Consider the following 18,858-nt stretch of genomic DNA (forward strand, 5'->3'; position numbering starts at 1 on the left):
GGGGAGTTTTAGTGTGAATTTAGAGTCGGAAAGATTGATTTTGAGAGAATGGGAAGAGAAAGATCATCTTCCATTTGTTCAAATGAATTCCGATCCACTTGTCATGAAATACTTTCCGAAACTTCTTACTCGAGAAGAATCCGAACAGTTTATTACAAAAATTCAAAATCATTTTCAGACGTTCGGCTATGGACTTTGGGTTCTGGAAACAAAACGAAATAAAGAATTTCTCGGTTTCACAGGTTTTATGAACGTAACTTTTTCTTCCTTTTTTACTCCTTCGATTGAGATCGGTTGGAGATTACATCCTTCCTTTTGGAGTCGAGGTTACGCTACGGAAGCGGCGTCAACCTGTCTTCAGCACGGATTCTCCAGATTAAAATTTTCGGAAATCGTTTCTTTTACGTCTATTCTCAATGAAAGGTCCCAATCCGTCATGAAACGTATAGGAATGAAAGAAGTCGGATTCTTCGCACATCCAAATCTTCCAAAAGACCACGTTCTATCCGAGCACGTTCTCTACAAAATCTCCGTACCGGAATGGTCTCCAATCGGGCTCAAATCGACAATATCCTCTGATTTTGGATAAGAATTTCGATTTTACGCAAAGAATCCGGATTCTTTTACCCACAACATTCTTTGTTCGATCTAAATATTTTTTCTCCTCACGGTTATTTTTTTCTTGCCAGCATCCTTTTTATTAACTAACGTTGTTCATTAGTAAGTTAACGCCGTTCATTAAGGAGAACGTTATGGAAGTGAAAAATAACTCTACATCCTCACCGAGAGAAACTCTCGGAGCCGTTCGAGAAACCCTCTCGGACGCAACTTTCGAAAATCCTTCTTACAAGGGGATTGGTTATTTCATCAGAGATTTGTTTTTTTTCGGACTCGTCGTAGTCCTTCTCTGGAACGTAAATACCTGGTATCTTCTGCCTTTTCTCTGGTTTTTTTCCGGAATGACGATCGCATCCTTGTTTATAATCGGACACGATTGCGCACACGAGGCGCTTTTTAAAAACAAATACCTTCGTTATTGGATCGGTCAGATCGCAATGTTGCCTTCTTTGCACGCCTACAATCAGTGGGCTTACGGACACAATCGAATCCATCACGGACACACGATCAAAAGAGGCGGAGATTTCGTATGGCATCCCGCAACCGCGGAAGAATATTCTAAATTTGGAATATTCAAAAAAATGATGCACCGATTTTTCTGGTCGGCTTGGGGTGGCGGTTTTTACTACATGATCGAGGTTTGGTTAAAAGGAATGGTTCTATTTACAGCTCCTCTAAAAGAAGCGGGAAGAGATAAGTGGATCATGCTTTCTTTTGCATTTCTATCTTCCGGTTTGGTTTTCTATTTTGGCGGATCCGCTACGGAAGGTGTTTTTGACGCAGGCGCGGGCTTTTGGATGTTTACAAAAGTATGCTTGGTTCCTTTTATCGCTTGGAACTACTTTATGGGAATCACCGTTTATGTGCATCATATACATTCCGAAATTCCTTGGAAGACAAAAGAGGATTGGACCCCTTATTACGGACAAATGAAAGGAACGATCAACTATCACGTAAATCCGGTCATGAATTTTTTCTTTCACAATATTTTCATTCACATGCCTCATCACGTTCACATGAAAATTCCATTTTACAATCTCACTCGCGCCCTGGGAGAGATCAAAGCCGTTTATGGAGAAAACGTCCAGGAAAGAGATACGATCTTCGGCGACTATTTCAAATCGACTTCTCGTTGTAAGGTGATCGATTCCGAAACCGGGAAATGGATGACTTACGAAGAGGCTCGTAATTCCGTAGAAGACGAAGAATTGGAAGTAAGTCCCGCATAACGTTTATTTTAGAATTTTTTGGACTTCTTGAGAGCGCAAATTTCAAGAAGTCCCATTCTCAATCTCAAAGAATTTCTGATCGAAAATGATTCGATTTTTCAAAAGAAGAATTTGAAAAAAGGATTCTATCGTTTTACTTTTTTCTTTTTTTCAAGATGATAGGTGAGGGCCATGGAAATACAAACACTCAACTCTTTGGTCGGAATCGGATCTTTCACGTTCAGTAGAATGCATCGATTCCCTTCGAACTGAATTTTCTTTGGAAAGAGTTCTCGAAACGTTTCCACTAAATTGGTCTGACAGTGAAAGAAGAGCGCGTAGATATTTTCTTCCGAAGAAACTTGATCGATCCGAATCGTACTTCCACTTTTTGTTTGCGGCGTCAGATAACTGGGTTGTCCCCATTTTAAGGTTTCTTCCAGATTTCCGACTCCTTCCGTAGTCTTTGCGATCTTAAAGATCAATTCTCTCACACTCAGCAATCTTTTTCGGATATTTTTTGGGTAGGTTCGAAAAACTTCCGCAACGTTTTGATTTTTAAAATTCTGGGACATGTCTTATCGGATTTGAAATCTACGATGTTCAAAAAAAATATTTCCGTCCTTTTCCTTTGCAAGCGGTATTCGAATTCATTTTCAAAAGTCTAAAGAAAAACTTGTTATTGGGGTTTGTTACTTTCCGCCGACCCTTCGGAAGAACTCGTTAAAGAATATTTGAAAAGAGGATTCTGTTATATCGCGACCTTTGAAACGGAAACGATCGGAATTTACGTATTGATTTACACTCGTCCGAAAACTTTGGAGTTGGTCAACATAGCCGTGGATGAAAAATTTCGACGAAAAGGTGTCGGTAAGGCTTTGGTTCTGCATGCGATCTCAAAAGCAAAGGAATCAAAGATGAAGGTTCTGGATCTTTGACTCGGAATTAAGATTCTTCCATTCGAAGCAATTCCGTTTCCAATCGGTCGATAAACTTTTTATTTCCGGTAACTCCATAGAGTTGCATCGCACCTTGATACAAGAATAATACTTTTTCTGAATATTCTATCGCAGTCTTTGGATCTAAAGTTTTCTTTTTTTTCCAAATCGGGAGTCTGAAATAAGCACCGAAACTTTGGTTCCAGCGATCCAAGGACTCGATCACCCTTTTTCTCAATTCGGGTTCATCGTGTGTTTGGTTTGAGAAGTTGGCGAGAGGACATCCAAAACGATACGTCGTCCTTAATCTTCTTTTTAAAAATCGAACCCAAGAAGAAACAAAATCCTGATACTTGGGATATTTTTTCATCATCATCTCCGCTAAACCAAGAATTTCTTCTTCTTGGAAAGAGACGTAGCTAAGACCCAGATCTTTTTTGGAGGGAAAATAGCGATATAAACTTTTTTTAAAAGCTCCCGCTTCACTCAGGATTTCATTGATACCGGTGTTCGCGTAACCTCTTTCGTAAAAGAGTTTTACGGTCGCCTTGAGAATGCGATCTTTTGCCTGATCCTGTTGTTTTGGTTGCGTTTTACTCATAAGTAATTTCTAATATTCTTAAACTACATTTCAAAAAAGATAGATTCAAAGCCGATTTTTTCGAGTTCATTCTTGAAAGTTCAAAACAAAGTGGAAGGAATCGAAAAGTCAAGATTCTCCCAAAATCAAATCGGAAGCCGACTTGAAATTCGATTTCAAGCTTTTTTCGAGTAAACTTGTTCCCCTCGAAAAACGAATCTTTTTTTCCATCGTGATCGATTCTACCGGAAAATTTTGAACAATTCCATCTCTGAACTTTCCAATAAAACCAATTCCAAGAATTTATTTAGATTATAAAATGGTAGACAAATTTGTCTACCATTTTAGATGTTATCCTAAGGTAGAACAATCGGTCTACCTTAGGAGGACTTTATGAAAACTCTAGAAAAAGAAACAAATTCGGAACAAGGAATCAAACTATTTACTCATACAGTTAAAGTACGTTGGGTCGATTTGGATGAAAACGGACACGTAAACAACGGAGTCTACCAGAGTTATTTTCATGAGGCGAGGGTGGCCGCATTTGACGAAACCGGTCTGAGCCTGACCGAGCTTCGAAAAAGAAACATTGGTCCGGTCATCCTAAAGGCGGAGTTGGAATATAAGATGGAGCTAAAGTATCCTGAAACTACCAGACTGACGACTCGATTTGAAGCTCAGAAAGGAAGTCGAGTTCTTACGATTCAGGATTTATATAGGGAATCCGACGGGGCTTTGGTCTGTTCCGCTAAATTTTACGGTCTATTTATGGATCTGAAAAGAATGCGTCCTTACAAAGTTACGGATGAAGAAGCGAGCAAACTCGCGAGTACTCCGATCTAAATTCATTCTTTAAAGGAGCGAGACCGAACTTTTCTGTATCGATTTCGTTCCTTTAAAAATTTAAAATAGCGCCTAACGATCTTAAGCTGTTAAGGAAAGATTTGAACTCGATGGCGTAAACGAGGAATTTTATTACATTCAAACTGTATTCTTATCTTATCGATTGTCTGGATTCTTTCTTTGTATTCGTTTTAAATTCCAGCTATGAAAAGAAAGAAGAAATCCTGCTATCAGTATATATTCTAAAAAACGAATTCCTAAAACTTGGGGTAAGGAGATTTTTGATTTTTCTTTCCCGTTGATATCAACGCAGGAAAATACCTGAGTCATATCGGTTCTTCCTGGAAGCGGATGACTCACTTGAACCGATCTCTCAGTGCTTGTTCCTTCAGCGCAAACAAATCGAAACGGATAGTTGTAAACGTAGTTCCCCGGCTGGTCTATCGCGACTCCCATCAGAGAAAAGAAAACAATAAAGATCGCTTTTGCGGGTGGTCCGAATTGAGATCTGGCCGCGGACTTGGCTCCAAAAAATCCGCCGATAAACAAAAGAATACTCGCGAAACCTTCTATCTTGGAAAGGGCGCTGATCAATAAAATCGGTGTGAGAATGATGGCCGCCAATCCAAGAAGAATTATAAAAATCCAACCAATGGTGCCTAACTTTAAAAATTTTTGAAAAAAGGAAGCAGAGGGATCTATTGTTTTGACATCGGGACCTTTGCTATTTCCACATTGTGCGCAGTTTTGTAATTCAATCGGGTTTTTATAATCGCAGTGATGACAGATCCATTTCATGGGTTTTATTTTGAGAGGTTGTATTTGATCGGCAAGATCTTTTTGCAAACGGATTCTAAGTTCGCGTTAGCGGGTTTTTAAATAGTGCAAGTTATCAGATGCAGTAAATCCGGAGATTCTTATCTGTTATGATCAAGTATGAATCAAAGAATTTTTACTACGATCGTAATCCTGTTCTTACTTTCAAACTGCGCCCATAAAAAAGAAGTCATCGACGATTCTTTTTTGTTCTTATTGTTACCGCAACCGGATCGAGCCGCGAATTATGATCGTGACGTTCAGATCATAACTCATACGGTACCTCCGCCTGTGTCTTTGTATACATTTGATCTGAGTTATTCTGAGGATGATCTCAATGCCTACGTTTCTATTCTTCGGACACAAATTGCAAAATATCCTCGAGGTTATTGGATCAAGGCGAGGGCGGAAAAAATTTATTTAGTCAAGTATATAAATGGGGTAAATGGCGGGGCAGCAGCAAGAGGTCTTTCTCTGGCTTCCGAAAACAGTATTTATTTAGCGATCGGACAAGGTTTGACCACCTGCAATAACTGCGAAGAGGGTTACGCTTCGACGATGCATCATGAGTTGATGCACAATGTAGACTATTCTCAATTCGGTACTTTTTATAGCTATTCGATTGATGATTGGAACCTTCTAAATCCGAGCGGATTTCAATACGGAAGTGTTTCGAATTCAGATGCGGTTGCCGCTGTTTGGACTCATATCATTCACCCAATGTCCGGCTTCCTAAGCTATTACAGTACAGTAAATAAGTTAGAGGATCGTGCGATCTTTGGGGCAGCGATCCTTGGAGGTTTGCAAGAATTTCAATCCGACACCTTAATCAATTTTTGCCAAAACGATCCGATCGTTGCTGCAAAGACGAGAAATATCATAGAGGATATGAAGAATTTTTGGCCTTTCCCCGGATCGGACACGACTTTCTGGAAAACGAGGATTGCGGAAACCGCAAATGCTTGTAATTAACATTTTGAAAAACGCTTATGTGCGGCTAAGTCCAGGATTATCAGCGACTCGTATTATATAATAATTTTCTAATAAAAGAGGATATTCGTGAAAGTAAAGTTTATTCTAAGTTTGATGTTTTTATCCATATTCGTAGCGTGTGATCACAAAAAAGAAAGTATCGACGATTCTTTTTTGTTCTTATTATTACCACAACCGGATCGAGCCGCGAATTATGATCGTGACGTGCAAATTGTTACCAATACGGAAGCCTCCGGTTCTATTACTTGCAACGCGACTTATACGCAGGAGGATGTAGAACATTATTCGTTAATTGTTCGAGCTCAAATTGCAAAATACCCTCGAGGTTATTGGATCAAAAGCAAGGTGGAGAGAGTTGTACTTTGCGCCAATCTAACCGTTGGCGGTTTGGCTGTAGGAGGATTTATGGATCCTTTGGCGAATAGTATCTATATGAATGTAGATGCAGGTATTGCAACGGGTTTTATGGATGATTATATCGATAGATCCATTCACCACGAAATCACTCATAATTTCGATTTCGCGCAGCGCGGTTTTCTTATGGACTCCCATACGGATTGGGTTTCGCTCAATACCGTCGGATATTCAGCGAACGTGGACTGGTCTTCGCCAACGTTACTTCAGTTTAACAATCCGGTTCCCGGTTTCGCGACGACATATTCAACTTCGAATGTCGCAGAAGACTACGCTGAAATAAGTTCGGGGCTGATGGGGCCTCAATCCAATTATAATCAGCTGATTCAGATTTGTCAAACCGATCCAGTGGTAGCCGCAAAGGTGAGGCTGATGATATCGGATATGAAGAACTTTTGGCCTTTCCCCGGATCAGAAGGAACGTATTGGAAAATCAAAGTTGATACGACTTCTTGTCCTTGATTTTAATTCGAAGAAACGAAATGAGACTTCGTGCAAATCACGATTGAATTCTAACTTCATGGAACGGTTTCGAAATCGGATTTCAACTGGACGTCCCGGATTTTGTGAAGGTCATTAATTAGGATTTAAGAAAAATTTTCTATTTTAGAATTTTATGTATTTCTTAAATACCATTTTTAAACAGAAGGATTGAATAGGCTTCGTGCTTCGCGAACCAATTCTTCCGCCAATTTCGATAACCCTGGACGAATCGATTTTTTATGAGAAAGAAAGAATTTTCTTTCGGCGATCAATTCTGAAATCGGAATCATCCGGAGTTTGGCGGAAAGGCTGTATTCGGATAAGAATCCGATTCCTAAGCCCGCCTCTATACTTTTGATCACGGACTCAACGCTTCTAAGTTCCATTCCGATTTTGGGACGAAATTCTTTTCCTAACGATCTTATCTTTTTCTCCACCGCTTTTCGAATCGCGGATGCCGGATGAAAGAATACAAACGATTCTTCTTTGATGTCCTTTAGACTCTGCTTTTTCTTTTGGAAGATCGGATGTGTTTTTAACGCAACGGGAACGATTCGGTCCGATAAAAATTCTCTCGAAATCAATCCGGGCTCGTTTACGGGGCCGGTGAGAATTCCCAAATCCACTTCGTTTAACAAAATGGCTTCCTTGGTTTCTAGGGAATCACCTTCTCTTACGGACAATATAAGGTCGGGATGTTCTTTCTTTATTTTTTTAAGAATTTCCGGTAGAATCCAGGCTGATACGGTTCCGCCGGCGGAGATCGAAAATTCTCCGGAGAGTTCTTTTCCGGGTTCTTTCATTCCGGATTTTAATTCTTCCCATAGTTCCCTCATCTTCAGCGCATAACCTAAAAAGATTTCTCCCTCGTGTGTCAGCCTGATTTGTCTCGGACCCCTTTCGAATACGAGAGACCCCAGTTCTTTTTCTAAAAGAAAAATTTGGCGGGAAAGGGCAGGTTGAGTTAAACCAAGTTTGGAAGCGGCTTTTTGAAACGTGCCCGCGTCTCTGATTTCGAGAAAATATCGGATCTGTCTAAATTCCATTCTATTCTTAATGTATAACTTTTAGTTATACTGTCAATCAATCCTATTTATTTGCATTATGTCTTGGTTTCTGTTATGGTTTTCTCATCGGAGGAAAGTATGGCCGGTAAAACACTTTATGATAAAATCTGGGATTCCAGAATCGTAACCCGCGACGGAGAAGAGGATATTCTTTATGTGGATAGACATCTCCTTCACGAAGTTACTTCTCCGCAGGCGTTTACGGCGCTGAAGGAAAAAGGAAGAACGGTACGAAAAAAAGAAAGGACGCTTGCGATCATGGATCACAACGTTTCCACGAGGAATCGTGAATGGAACGGGGCCGGTCCTATTTCGCAAAAGCAAATGGAACTTCTTGCGGAAAACTGTAAGGATTTCGAGATTGAGCTCTTGGACATCAATCATCCGGATCAAGGAGTCGTTCACGTAGTAGGACCTGAGATCGGACTTACGTTACCCGGAACCGTAATCGTTTGTGGAGATTCTCACACTTCTACTCACGGCGCTTTCGGAGCCTTTGCGCTTGGCATCGGAACAAGCGAGATAGAACACGTTTTGGCGACACAGACGATTCGTCTTAAGAAATCAAAAAATCTTTTGGTCCAGGTTACGGGAACACTGGCTCCCGATGTCAGTGCGAAAGACTTAGCTCTTTTTCTGATCGGAAAGATCGGAACGAGCGGAGGACAAGGTTATGTAATCGAGTATGCCGGAGATACGATCAGAAACCTTTCTATGGAAGGCAGAATGACTCTCTGTAATCTTTGCATCGAGGCTGGCGCTCGAGCCGGGTTGGTAGCTCCGGATCAAACCACATTTGATTACTTAGAAGGAAAGGATCGTTCTCCGAAGGGAGAAGAATATAGTAGAAAAGTAGAATATTGGAAAACTCTAAAGTCTGATCCGGATGCGGTCTTTGACAAGACCATAGTCTTGGACGCTGGCGAGGTTTCTCCCATGGTAACTTGGGGAACAAACCCCGGTCAGGTCGTTCCGGTAAACTCGGTTGTTCCGGATCCTGATTCTTTCATCGATCAAGAAGCAAAGGCGGCCGCGAAACGTTCTTTGGAATATATGGATCTAAGAGCGGGTCAAACGATGAATTCCGTTAAAATCGATAAGGTTTTTATCGGTTCCTGCACAAATGCGCGTATCGAAGATATCAGAAGGGCCGCTCAAGTCGTTCGAGGGAATCGAGTTTCGTCTAACGTGCAAGCGATTGTTGTCCCCGGATCGGGAAGAGTAAAACGTCAAGCCGAAGAGGAAGGTTTGGATCGTGTCTTTCTCGAAGCGGGTTTTGAATGGAGATTGCCCGGATGTTCGATGTGTCTTGGGATGAACGACGATTTTCTGCAACCTGGAGAACGTTCCGCTTCCACCTCGAACCGAAACTTTGAGGGAAGACAGGGAAGAGGGGGGCGTACTCACTTGGTCAGTCCGGAAAGCGCGGTCGTCGCTGCGATCTTGGGAAGACTGGGAGCCGTCTCGGAATTAAAGGAGGAAAGAAAATGAATCAATCATGGAATAAACATCAAGGAGTAGCCGTTCCTCTTTATCGAAAAGATATCGATACGGATCAGATTCTTCCAAAGCAGTTTATGAAGAAGGTGGAGCGAACAGGATTCGGGAAACATCTTTTTCACAATTGGAGATATTTGGATGACGACGGACTGCAAGAAGATCCCGACTTCGTATTAAATCAAAGTCGATATCGATCTGCATCCGTATTGGTCGCGGGAGAAAATTTTGGATGCGGTTCCAGCAGAGAACACGCGCCTTGGTCGCTTGCGGATTTTGGATTTCGCGCGGTCGTTGCACCTTCTTTCGCTGATATATTTTTTGGAAACTGCGCTAAGAATGGAATCGCTCTGATAAAATTAACTCTTACGGAAGTGGAAGAAATTCTGACTTACATAAGAGAAAATGAGGGAGCCGAAGTTACGATCAATTTGGACACGTTAGTCCTCATTGCCGGGAAAAAAGAATATCACTTTTCTCTTTCTTCGTCTTTGCTGGAAAGAATCACGAACGGATGGGACGATATCGATCTTACGATGAAATTTTTGTCCAGAATCGAAGACTTTGAATCTTCTCTTGTCTAAAATCCGATAAATCGTTCGCTCCGTATCCAATAGGGAGCAAACGATTTCTACTTTATCCCGCTACAAAAAGAAAATCAACGGAGAGATTTTTTCAACAAAGAAGAACCTTCCAAAATAATGCAGGTCTCATTCTCCATTTAAAATCATTTTCTTTTGAATACTGAACGCTGTCCGGTTTGAGAAAAAAACAAAGATTTCATTTTATAAAAACATCACTTGGGTGCGTTGAAAGCACTTTCTTATTATATAATTTAGAATCTTCTGATTCCAAACTTAGAAATCTAAAAAAACGAGTTGAGTCCTTTTTTGGATTTCAAAAAATTTGATTATCATGAAAGCCAAAGATTTAGCGAAGACCCTCGGGTTGGAATTAAAAGGAAACGGCGAACAGGAAGTAATCGGCATCGGTGATATCGAAAATCATTCCCATGTTCAAGCGGATAAAATTTATTATTTCGAAGCGAAGAAGTATCTCAGCTCAAATCCGAAAGCAAAGCAGGTTCAAATCGCATTGACGATTCCTTCTTTAGCTTCCGAATTCCCATCGGCTTTGATTGTTCCCGAAGGCCAAGCGAGATTGAAGTTTATCGAATTACTTTCTCTTTTTGAGAGAAAGCCCGAACGAACTCCTTTCATTTCTACAAAGGCGAGTATTCATCCAAGCGCAAAGATCGGTAAGAATGTTACGATCCTGGATTTTGTCGTGATCCAAGAAAACGCAGAGATCGGAGACGATTGTCAAATATTTCCGAACGTCGTAATCGAAAGCGGAGTTAAGATCGGCGAAGGAACGATTCTAAAATCCGGCGTGATCGTCTCATATAATTGTATATTAGGAAAACATAATTTAATTCATGCAAATACTGTGATCGGCGCGGATGGATTCGGATTTTTTGACAAAGGCGGAGTCCGTTACAAGGTTCCACAAATCGGAATTTCAGTGATCGGAGATTATGTGGAAATGGGTGCTTGTTGTACTGTGGATCGAGCCACTATCGAAACTACTTCCGTCGGGAATCACACAAAATTTGACGATCACGTGCACATTGCTCATAACTGTAGGGTTGGAAACTATGTTTTTATCGCAGGTGGTACGGTCCTCGCCGGTTCGGTTACGCTTGAAGACGGCGTCATCATGGGTGGGCAAGCTGCGGTTGCGGAAGGAATCACGATGAAGAAGGGATCGATTCTTATGGGAATGTCCGGACTCACCGAAGACAGTACCGAAAAAGTCGCTTACTTCGGAATTCCCGCAAAACCCGCGTTAGAGATGCATCGAATTCATTCTTCTATGGCTAAGTTGCCCGAACTCGTGAGAGAACATAGAAGTCGAAACAAGAGTTGATTCGTTATTCTTTTTTTTAAATCGAAAACGCTCTTGCCGTTAAACGAAAAAGATCGTTTCCGATAAATCGAAGGATTCCGAAGTAAGGATTGTATCTGGTTTTCAATTTCTGAGATTGGTAAAAGGGGTTACTCCTTTATGCAATCCAAGACTAGCACAAAATTCTATTTTTTATTAGTGATCTCTATGGTTTCATGGGGTTTTGCCTGGCCTTCCGCCAAATTGATCGTTGCGGATCAACACCCGAACGTAATCATCTTCTGGAGATTTTTAGCCACTGCGGTTTCCTTATTGCCCGTGGTTCTTTGGAGAAAGGAATCCTTTCGTTTACCTAGTTATAAAACTTTTATTCAAGTAGGCATCGGTGGGATTCTTTATACGATCTACAACCAGTTCTTTTTCTTGGGTTTGAACAACGGACTCGCCGGCGCAGGTGGGGTTCTTGTTACGACGATGAATCCGATTTTTACTTACGTGCTTGTTCATTCGTTTCAGAGAAAATTACCGGCGGGAAGAGAAGCGATCGGTTTGATTCTTGGTTTGGTAGGCGGTTGTATTCTACTTCAGATTTGGAATTTGAATTGGAATTCCTTGTTTCAATCCGGAAATATTTTCTTTCTTCTCTGCGCTTTTAGCTGGGCCTTTTTGAGTATGAACAGTCACAGCACGGGTCAGAGCATTTCTCCGCTTGTTTATAGCTTTTATGTTTTTTCGATCGGAACGGTTCTCGACTTTTTTCTCGCGATTCCATACGACGTTATGAATGCTCTGAACGCGGGCAGCGGTTTCTGGCTTCAAGTGATGTATCTGGCAGTGATCTCGACGACGTTTGGAACCACCGTTTATTTTTTCGCTTCTTCTAAATTGGGTTCAAGGGTTGCGAGTTCGTTTATCTTTCTTGTTCCGGTTACCGCACTTTTTGGGAGTTGGGTTTTTCTGGGCGAGGTTCCGAGTTTTACGACGATGATCGGAGGATTTTTCGCGGTCCTTGCGGTTTTTCTTTTGAACCGTAATAAACCGGAAGAGAAAACGGCGGAGACTTGAGACGTTCTCCGTGAGATCCGGAGTAAAAAAGAAAATCGATTCTTTTCACTTTCGGATTCATTGCTTTTGAAAAAGTGAAATCGTTGTACTTCAGAAAATCCCGATTCTTAAAAATTGGAATGGCTTACGCTTGTGATTTCTAAAGTTAGGTCTTTGAATTGTTTTCGGAAAACTCGAATATTTATCTTATATTATTCGGGATAAGAATTTAGAATCGTCCCCGTTGAATACGGTTTAGATAAACATAAATTAGGAAAACTTAATTTATCAAGAGATAGAATGAAAAACGGACTGCGGGTTTAACCCCAGCGGCTTTGGTAGTAGTGATTTCCAGAAGGTGCAATTTCGAAACCTTCCGGGTGCTCGACGACAAGACTGGATTCTTTTAAATCTTCCAGATGAGGTCTCAGTTGGTATGCAGATTTGGCAGTATTGATTTCCAAATCTCCCATCGTGATCATTCTTCCGGATTGAGAAGCATGATAGATATCTTGGAAGATCTGTGTGGAAAGCGGATTCATAACAAAACGAGCCATCCGTATCTTTCGAGCGTTATTCGGTTTGTGTCAAAGCGTTTTTAGTTTTCCTTGCAGAAACTCGAATATTTTTTCAATGAATCTTCCGCTTGAATTGCGGAATCCGTATCCCCCAACAAACGATAGATTTCTATCACGGATTGAATGCTGATTGCGGCCTGACAAGTTTGTCCGATTCTAAACTCCACGATCGATTTCAGATACAATGTCAGCGCGTAATCCCCGCTTTCTTTTTCTCCCAATCGCTCTTGAATCGTTAGAGATTGATCGTAAAATCGAATCGCGGTTTTGTAATCGCGAAACTTCTGTCTGATTGCGCCTAACGTTCTCCATTTGATTGCCAGTTGTTTTAAGTTTTCCGGCGAATATCGATTCCATTCTTTTTCTAATTTAAGAATTTCCGGTTTTGCAAATTGATCCTCGGAAGGAAATGCGGTTTCACTTTTTTCTTCCGATAAAAACGGAATCTTAGATGCAGACTTCGTTTCTTTTGCGGTGGAATTCTCAGTTTTCTGTTTTTGTGTTTTGGATTCTTCCAATGAATCTTCAAAATAAACGACTCGATTTTCAAACTCATTGGAGAACAGAGGTTCTTCCAGAAAAGCGAGCAGAAAAATTATAAAGGAAATCCTTTCTATTTTCGGTTTCATCTTAATTATTAGAATGCGGATCTGAGGAGAATTTCAAGAACTCGGTTTCATTTCTACGTTAGTGATTGCAAAGTGATGTTAAGAATGTATTAGAATTCGATCTTTTCCTTCCGATCCGTTTTGTTTTATGCGAAGTCGATATTCTCCCTCAATTTCCGTTTTTGTTTTTTTATATAATCCGTCTATTTTCTAAGAAAAAGAATGGAAAAGGAATCTTCCCTAGTGGATAATCGTGACCCTATGCGCAAAAAAAACCACATGCCTGAAACAAGAAATCCGACCGAGTTGGAAGAATTTCTTTCCAAAGAAATGGAAAACCCTGCGTTCGACGAATGGCTTACCGAGCTCGCCGATAAGGCGATCGAAAACGATAAGTTCGTATGGAGTTTTTTATATCAGGTAATGAGGGATGCGGATTCCGGAAGACTTTCTTGGGGATATCACAAAAGACTTCTTTCGGGAGTCGTTCAGATTCTTTCCAGAGTCGGAGATAGCCGCGCGTATCGTGCCATCATCAATTATGTAAAATCCTTGGATCGCCAGATTCCGATCGGCGCCTTGGAACTGATCACCGATTTGCTTCCTTCCTTTGCCGAAGTGGACGCGGACGAAATTATAAAAATCGCTTCTCTTTCCGATCCTCTCAAATCCGCGTTTGGAATTCTCGCTCTCTTTCAATTGATCGTTCAGGACAAACTTCCTGCGGATCGTGTGGAAGAAGCGAAGGCCTTTCTCAAAGGTTATAAGAATTACGCTTATTATTTAGAATCCGTCGTCGAACAAGCCCTCGATCATCTGGAAACAGACGATTCTAATATTCTTACATTCTTTGAAGGAATCGCAGTTTAACGGTCGAATACGATTCTATCTTTTCTATAAGTTTGAAAAGATATTATAAGAATTGAGTATTTCTTTGCTCGACGATTTGGTTTTGCTCTTAGAATCCCTTCGTACGTATTAAAAAGAATTCGACCTTTTTTCGAGTCCTCTTTATTCTTTGCAGAATCATCAAAGAATATTAGGAGATTAGAATGAATATCGTATTTAAAGGGATTCAATTTTTAAACCGGTTTTCGATCTTGTATCGAATCGGCGGGGTGGGCTTGAGCGCTTTTATCATTTTTGGAATCGCAGTTCCGGATATGAAATTTCATTCCGCAAAAAAGAATAAGACCGAATTTACGTTTGTTGAATTCGTTTCCACGCCTGCGGATCAAATTCCAAGATATATCAAGATCAAAGACGGAGTCGTTCCCGCAAACAACTACGTGATCTCCACAAAAAAAGACAAATTACAACATATCACTTATCCGGTTGCAACTCTCGACAAAGCCGGATCCAAACACGTCAAAGTCATCGTGAAGGACAGCGAAGTCACTCAAGAAGAATTGGACAATGGAACTTATTTTTCTTCTCCCGCGTTTGCGATCGAAGGAAGATTTAACGATACTTCTTTGGATAGTGAATCCGAAAAAATTTATAAAGACATGGGATACGTTTTGGACAGCCCGATCTATTTGATCGAAAGAGGAAGCGAACCTCTTGGATTTTTTCCGGCGTTGGGTCTTGCGATCGCCGCTTTCGTTTTTGGAATTTTTGTCGCGGCTTCCTTATTACCGGAATCCGTATTGAGAAAAATCTTTCCTTGAAAATTTCAAATCCTTCCCGGCAAAATCTGGGATTCTAAGAATTCTCCAAAGCGGAGAACTCGCTTCGGCGGTTTCTCCCCGGAAGGAAACAAAAGACAAACGGAAGTCTCCGCTTTCCAATGAAGGTTTGGAAAAATTCTTTTCAATTTTCCGGATTGGATCTGCTCTTCTACATCCCAGAAAGAGCGAAAAAGAATTCCGGATCCTCCTCTTGCAACGAATTCGGCGAGAAAGGATCCGTTGTTGGATCGGATGCCTCTGTCTCCTGATAATTCGGAAATTGTCTTTTTCAATTCGGGAATTCTTACATTGGCTTGTTCGTCCACAAAAAGGATGGAGTGTTTTTCCAAATCGGAAAGACGAGAGGGAGTTCCTACTTTTTCCAAATAATTCGGAGAAGCTACGGCGACGATCCGGTTGGCTAAAAGAACCTTACAACGTTCTCCTCGAATCGGTTTCATAATTCGAATTCCCAAATCAAAACGATCCTCGATGAGATTGAACTTTTCATTTCCAAAAATTACTTCCAATTGAATTTCAGGATGTTGATTTTTAAACTCCGCGAAAATGGAAGCGAGAACCCGAGTCGCAAAAGGGGCCGGCGCTGTGATTCTAATTTTTCCTTTGAGTTCTTTTTCGAAACTCGCTTCCTTTTCCGCAGTTCGGAGCTCCTTGAGAATGATTTCAGCCCGAAGTCGAAATCGATTCCCGGCTTCCGTAAGTCGAATGGTTCTCGTAGTCCTTTCAAAGAGGGTCACCTTGAGCGCCCTTTCCAATCTTGAAATTCTTTTACTGATCGTCGGTAGGGAAGAACCGGTCTTTCTCGCGGCCTTCACAAAATTTCCCTCCGCACAAACCGCTTCGAACAACTCGAGGTCCAAAATACTTTCGATATTCATTCTTTCCATTTTAGAAATAATCTCTTTCAAATTCAAGCCATTGTAGAAAGAATCATTTCGGGTTAGAATCTTTTCAAAAGAATCAGGAGAATTTTTTATGAAAGCAATGATCATCCGTAGTTTTGGCGGTCCCGAAGTTTTTGAAGAAGGCGAGGTGCCGAAGCCGAAAATTCTTCCGGGTCACGTTTTGATACGAGTCAGGGCGACGAGCGTAAATCCGGTGGATTACAAAATTCGCAAGTTCGGTCCTTCGATCGCTCCCGCTTTTCCGGCGGTTTTGCACGGAGACGTTTCCGGGATCGTAGAAGAGGTTGCGGATAACGTGTCTCGTTGGAAAAAAGGGGAAGAAGTTTTCGGTTGTGTGGGCGGTCTTATCGGAACCGGAGGAGCGTTGGCGGAATACATTCTCGCGGACGAAAGGTTGATCGCTACCAAACCGAAAAATCTGAGTTTTGAAGAAGCGGCGGTTCTTCCCTTGGTTTCGATCACGGCTTGGGAAGGTCTTTTTGAAAAAGGAAATCTTCAGGCTGGAAATAAAATTTTAATTACCGGAGGCGGGGGCGGCGTCGGACATATCGCAGTTCAACTCGCACGTTGGGCCGGTGCAAGAGTTCTCGCGACCGCAACCGGAGAATCCAAACAGAAACTCGTTTTAAAACTGGGAGCCGAGGCCGTGAGCGGGAGGATGGAAGTCGAGATTCAAGAAGCCGCTCTCAAACATTTCGGTTCGTCGGACTTCGATCTTGCGTTAGACACGGGAGGGGGAAGCGGTTTTGAAACCGCGATTTCAATGGTGAAAAGAAAAGGAAAGGCGATTACGATCAACGCCTCCGGAACCTTTGATCTCGGAAAGGCGCATTCTAAAAGTTTGGATTTGGCAGTGGTCTTTATGTTGATTCCTCTTTTACACAACGAGGGGAGGGAAAAACACGGTTTCATTTTAAAAGAAATTTCCAGGCTCGCGGAAGAGGGGATTCTTCGTCCGATTGTTGATCCGGAAATTTTTTCTTGGAAAAAAATCGGAGACGCGCATCGAAAATTGGAAGAGGGAAAAAGTTTTGGAAAGATCGCGGTGGTGATCGACTGAATCTACGAGGCGCGTTGTATTCTCATTTGAAATCAAGAAAGGGATCAAAAGATTTGAAAAACGATTGAAGCAAAACTGCATGTCGATTTAAACTCTTTTGTAAGAAGGTATCATTCATGCACTCGAAACTTTTGATTCTATTTTTCGTTCTCGGGGTTCTTTTTCCGATCGCAGGGACTTTTGCGAAAGGAAGTTTTTATGATTTTAAAGTAAAGGACATCAAAGGGAACGAAGTTCCTCTTTCGAAATATAAAGGTAAGGTCGTTATGGTCGTGAACGTAGCTTCGAAATGCGGCTACACATATCAGTATGACCATCTCGAAAAGGTTTATAAGAAATATAAGGACCAAGGATTTGTGGTCGTAGGTTTTCCCGCGAATAATTTTGGAAGCCAGGAACCCGGTTCGGACAAAGAAATCGAAACCTTTTGTAGAATTCAAAAAGGCGCGAGCTTTGATATGATGTCCAAGATTTCCGTCAAAGGCAAGGATCAACATCCTCTCTATCAATATCTCACTCAAAATTCTCCAAACCCGGGAGAAGTGCAGTGGAACTTTGAGAAAATTCTTATTTCCAAGGATGGAAAGATAGAAGCTCGTTATCTTTCGGCGATTGAGCCGGATAGCGCCGACGTTTCTCAAAAAATCGAATCTCTTCTAAAGTAAGCGCTTTTCTTGAAAACAAAACTCAAGGTTCTTCGTTTCGGAATTCTCGCGCAGATTTTTTTTGTCCTGAGTATTTCTTCCCTTCGATCGGAAGATATACTCAGAGCCGAAGAAATCCCTCATCCTTTTTCGATCCAGAAAGGATTGAACGATGTCTTGATTTTTCCGGAAACGATTTTCGATTCATTTAAAAATCATGATATTCTTATATTAGGGGAAGAACACGACGATACTGCCGGTCACAAGATTCGACTGGATTGGTTTAAAAAAATATCGGCTTCGAACGAGGTCGTTCTTTCTTTGGAGATGTTGGAGAGAGATCAACAAAAAACTCTGGATGAATATCTGAGCGGTCAGATCGGAGAAAAGGCGTTTTTCAATTCTCTCAAACTCTGGCCGAATCATCTCAGGGACTATCATCCATTCTTACAATACGCAAAGGAACATAGAATTCCGGTGATCGCTTCCAACGTTCCGAGAAAGTATGTGAATTTGGTTTCTTCTTCCGGACTGGAAACTCTCTTTCCAATCCGTTCCGTTTTTTTACCTCCGAAATATCTCATTCGAAAATTCTCCCAAGAAGGTTATGAGAATAAGATTAAGAATACTCTCAAAGAACATCCGGGGATGCATTCGGATGAAACCCTGCAAAAAAGGTTTATCGATGCGCAGTATCTCTGGGACGCGGGGATGGCGGACGCGATCGCTAACGCGTTTTTGACCCGTGGAAAAAAAGTCATTCATATCAACGGAAGATTTCATAGCGACGAAGGATTCGGGGTTACATATCGACTTCGGGAGCTTGGTTTTAAGGTGCTCACCGTTTCGATGTTCCCTCTCAAAGCCGAAGAATCGATTCCCTTGGAAACCGTGACAGGAAACGATTTTACCGTCGTTACGGAAAGGAAAGAAAAAGAGAATTAAGTGCTTGTCTGGATCCAG

Annotated in this window: 22 protein-coding genes; 15 read left to right on the top strand and 7 right to left on the bottom strand. The window is 41.4% G+C overall.

The window, feature by feature from the left end:
- Nucleotides 1-13: 13 nt before the first annotated feature.
- A complete protein-coding gene (locus A0128_RS03295; protein WP_069606221.1) occupies nucleotides 14-589 on the top strand; it encodes a GNAT family N-acetyltransferase in 576 nt (191 codons plus the stop codon).
- Between the two features lie 163 nt (nucleotides 590-752).
- The gene (locus A0128_RS03300; RefSeq protein WP_069606222.1) at nucleotides 753-1,847 is read left to right on the top strand and encodes a fatty acid desaturase; all 1,095 of its coding nucleotides are present in this window, start codon (nucleotides 753-755) and stop codon (nucleotides 1,845-1,847) included.
- A gap of 125 nt (nucleotides 1,848-1,972) precedes the next feature.
- On the opposite strand, the gene A0128_RS03305 is transcribed toward A0128_RS03300, so the two are convergent.
- On the bottom strand, nucleotides 1,973-2,401 hold the full coding sequence (locus A0128_RS03305) for a DUF1801 domain-containing protein (RefSeq protein WP_069606223.1): 429 nt from the start codon (nucleotides 2,399-2,401) through the stop codon (nucleotides 1,973-1,975).
- Between the two features lie 114 nt (nucleotides 2,402-2,515).
- On the opposite strand from A0128_RS03305, the gene A0128_RS03310 reads away from it, so the two are divergent.
- Nucleotides 2,516-2,764, top strand: a complete 249-nt coding sequence (locus A0128_RS03310; RefSeq protein ID WP_069606224.1) for a GNAT family N-acetyltransferase — start codon at nucleotides 2,516-2,518, stop codon at nucleotides 2,762-2,764.
- 7 nt (nucleotides 2,765-2,771) lie between these two features.
- Here the strand turns inward: A0128_RS03310 and A0128_RS03315 are convergent, their stop codons facing one another.
- Nucleotides 2,772-3,365 carry a TetR/AcrR family transcriptional regulator gene (locus A0128_RS03315; RefSeq protein ID WP_069606225.1) on the bottom strand — a complete coding sequence of 198 codons (594 nt, stop codon included), beginning with the start codon at nucleotides 3,363-3,365 and terminating at the stop codon, nucleotides 2,772-2,774.
- 372 nt (nucleotides 3,366-3,737) lie between these two features.
- Between A0128_RS03315 and A0128_RS03320 the strand changes: the two genes are divergently transcribed.
- Nucleotides 3,738-4,187, top strand: coding sequence for an acyl-CoA thioesterase (locus tag A0128_RS03320; RefSeq protein ID WP_069606226.1), 450 nt, complete (start codon nucleotides 3,738-3,740; stop codon nucleotides 4,185-4,187).
- A 156-nt stretch (nucleotides 4,188-4,343) separates the two neighbouring features.
- On the opposite strand, the gene A0128_RS03325 is transcribed toward A0128_RS03320, so the two are convergent.
- Complete coding sequence (locus A0128_RS03325; RefSeq protein ID WP_069606227.1) at nucleotides 4,344-5,033, bottom strand: zinc finger Ran-binding domain-containing protein; 690 nt, start codon at nucleotides 5,031-5,033, stop codon at nucleotides 4,344-4,346.
- A 90-nt stretch (nucleotides 5,034-5,123) separates the two neighbouring features.
- Between A0128_RS03325 and A0128_RS03330 the strand changes: the two genes are divergently transcribed.
- Nucleotides 5,124-5,975, top strand: a complete 852-nt coding sequence (locus A0128_RS03330) for an LIC13305 family lipoprotein (protein WP_069606228.1) — start codon at nucleotides 5,124-5,126, stop codon at nucleotides 5,973-5,975.
- Nucleotides 5,976-6,062: 87 nt separating this feature from the next.
- Nucleotides 6,063-6,872 (top strand): LIC13305 family lipoprotein, encoded by an 810-nt coding sequence (locus A0128_RS03335; protein ID WP_069606229.1) that lies wholly within the window; start codon nucleotides 6,063-6,065, stop codon nucleotides 6,870-6,872.
- A 176-nt stretch (nucleotides 6,873-7,048) separates the two neighbouring features.
- Here the strand turns inward: A0128_RS03335 and A0128_RS03340 are convergent, their stop codons facing one another.
- Nucleotides 7,049-7,939 (bottom strand): LysR family transcriptional regulator, encoded by an 891-nt coding sequence (locus tag A0128_RS03340; protein WP_069606230.1) that lies wholly within the window; start codon nucleotides 7,937-7,939, stop codon nucleotides 7,049-7,051.
- 99 nt (nucleotides 7,940-8,038) lie between these two features.
- Here A0128_RS03340 and leuC point away from each other — a divergent pair, with 99 nt between their 5' ends.
- The 4 genes from leuC to A0128_RS03360 all read left to right on the top strand — a co-directional run bounded on the left by leuC (nucleotide 8,039) and on the right by A0128_RS03360 (nucleotide 12,430).
- Nucleotides 8,039-9,451 carry a 3-isopropylmalate dehydratase large subunit gene (gene leuC, locus A0128_RS03345; RefSeq protein WP_069606231.1) on the top strand — a complete coding sequence of 471 codons (1,413 nt, stop codon included), beginning with the start codon at nucleotides 8,039-8,041 and terminating at the stop codon, nucleotides 9,449-9,451.
- Nucleotides 9,448-10,041, top strand: coding sequence for a 3-isopropylmalate dehydratase small subunit (gene leuD / locus A0128_RS03350; RefSeq protein ID WP_069606232.1), 594 nt, complete (start codon nucleotides 9,448-9,450; stop codon nucleotides 10,039-10,041). Before leuC ends, leuD begins: the two co-directional genes overlap by 4 nt.
- 331 nt (nucleotides 10,042-10,372) lie before the next feature.
- Nucleotides 10,373-11,386 carry a UDP-3-O-(3-hydroxymyristoyl)glucosamine N-acyltransferase gene (gene lpxD, locus A0128_RS03355; protein WP_069606233.1) on the top strand — a complete coding sequence of 338 codons (1,014 nt, stop codon included), beginning with the start codon at nucleotides 10,373-10,375 and terminating at the stop codon, nucleotides 11,384-11,386.
- A 138-nt stretch (nucleotides 11,387-11,524) separates the two neighbouring features.
- Nucleotides 11,525-12,430 carry a DMT family transporter gene (locus A0128_RS03360; RefSeq protein ID WP_069606234.1) on the top strand — a complete coding sequence of 302 codons (906 nt, stop codon included), beginning with the start codon at nucleotides 11,525-11,527 and terminating at the stop codon, nucleotides 12,428-12,430.
- A gap of 299 nt (nucleotides 12,431-12,729) precedes the next feature.
- Here A0128_RS03360 and A0128_RS03365 read toward each other — a convergent pair whose 3' ends face one another.
- Entirely contained in the window at nucleotides 12,730-12,951 is a 222-nt protein-coding gene (locus A0128_RS03365) for a hypothetical protein (RefSeq protein WP_069609078.1), read from the bottom strand.
- 56 nt (nucleotides 12,952-13,007) lie between these two features.
- Nucleotides 13,008-13,616 (bottom strand): tetratricopeptide repeat protein, encoded by a 609-nt coding sequence (locus A0128_RS03370; RefSeq protein ID WP_427854316.1) that lies wholly within the window; start codon nucleotides 13,614-13,616, stop codon nucleotides 13,008-13,010.
- Nucleotides 13,617-13,856: 240 nt separating this feature from the next.
- Here A0128_RS03370 and A0128_RS03375 point away from each other — a divergent pair, with 240 nt between their 5' ends.
- Both A0128_RS03375 and A0128_RS03385 read left to right on the top strand, forming a co-directional pair.
- Complete coding sequence (locus tag A0128_RS03375) at nucleotides 13,857-14,465, top strand: hypothetical protein (RefSeq protein ID WP_069609080.1); 609 nt, start codon at nucleotides 13,857-13,859, stop codon at nucleotides 14,463-14,465.
- Between the two features lie 182 nt (nucleotides 14,466-14,647).
- A complete protein-coding gene (locus tag A0128_RS03385; protein ID WP_069606236.1) occupies nucleotides 14,648-15,265 on the top strand; it encodes a hypothetical protein in 618 nt (205 codons plus the stop codon).
- A gap of 5 nt (nucleotides 15,266-15,270) precedes the next feature.
- Here A0128_RS03385 and A0128_RS03390 read toward each other — a convergent pair whose 3' ends face one another.
- Complete coding sequence (locus A0128_RS03390) at nucleotides 15,271-16,173, bottom strand: LysR family transcriptional regulator (protein WP_162274090.1); 903 nt, start codon at nucleotides 16,171-16,173, stop codon at nucleotides 15,271-15,273.
- Nucleotides 16,174-16,261: 88 nt separating this feature from the next.
- On the opposite strand from A0128_RS03390, the gene A0128_RS03395 reads away from it, so the two are divergent.
- From A0128_RS03395 to A0128_RS03405, 3 genes are all read left to right on the top strand, one after another.
- Nucleotides 16,262-17,251, top strand: a complete 990-nt coding sequence (locus A0128_RS03395) for a zinc-dependent alcohol dehydrogenase family protein (protein ID WP_069606238.1) — start codon at nucleotides 16,262-16,264, stop codon at nucleotides 17,249-17,251.
- Between the two features lie 116 nt (nucleotides 17,252-17,367).
- Complete coding sequence (locus A0128_RS03400) at nucleotides 17,368-17,916, top strand: glutathione peroxidase (RefSeq protein WP_069606239.1); 549 nt, start codon at nucleotides 17,368-17,370, stop codon at nucleotides 17,914-17,916.
- 66 nt (nucleotides 17,917-17,982) lie between these two features.
- Nucleotides 17,983-18,840, top strand: a complete 858-nt coding sequence (locus A0128_RS03405) for a ChaN family lipoprotein (protein WP_069609081.1) — start codon at nucleotides 17,983-17,985, stop codon at nucleotides 18,838-18,840.
- Nucleotides 18,841-18,858: the final 18 nt, after the last annotated feature.

The sequence above is a fragment of the Leptospira tipperaryensis genome, assembly GCF_001729245.1.
Lineage (GTDB): Bacteria > Spirochaetota > Leptospiria > Leptospirales > Leptospiraceae > Leptospira > Leptospira tipperaryensis.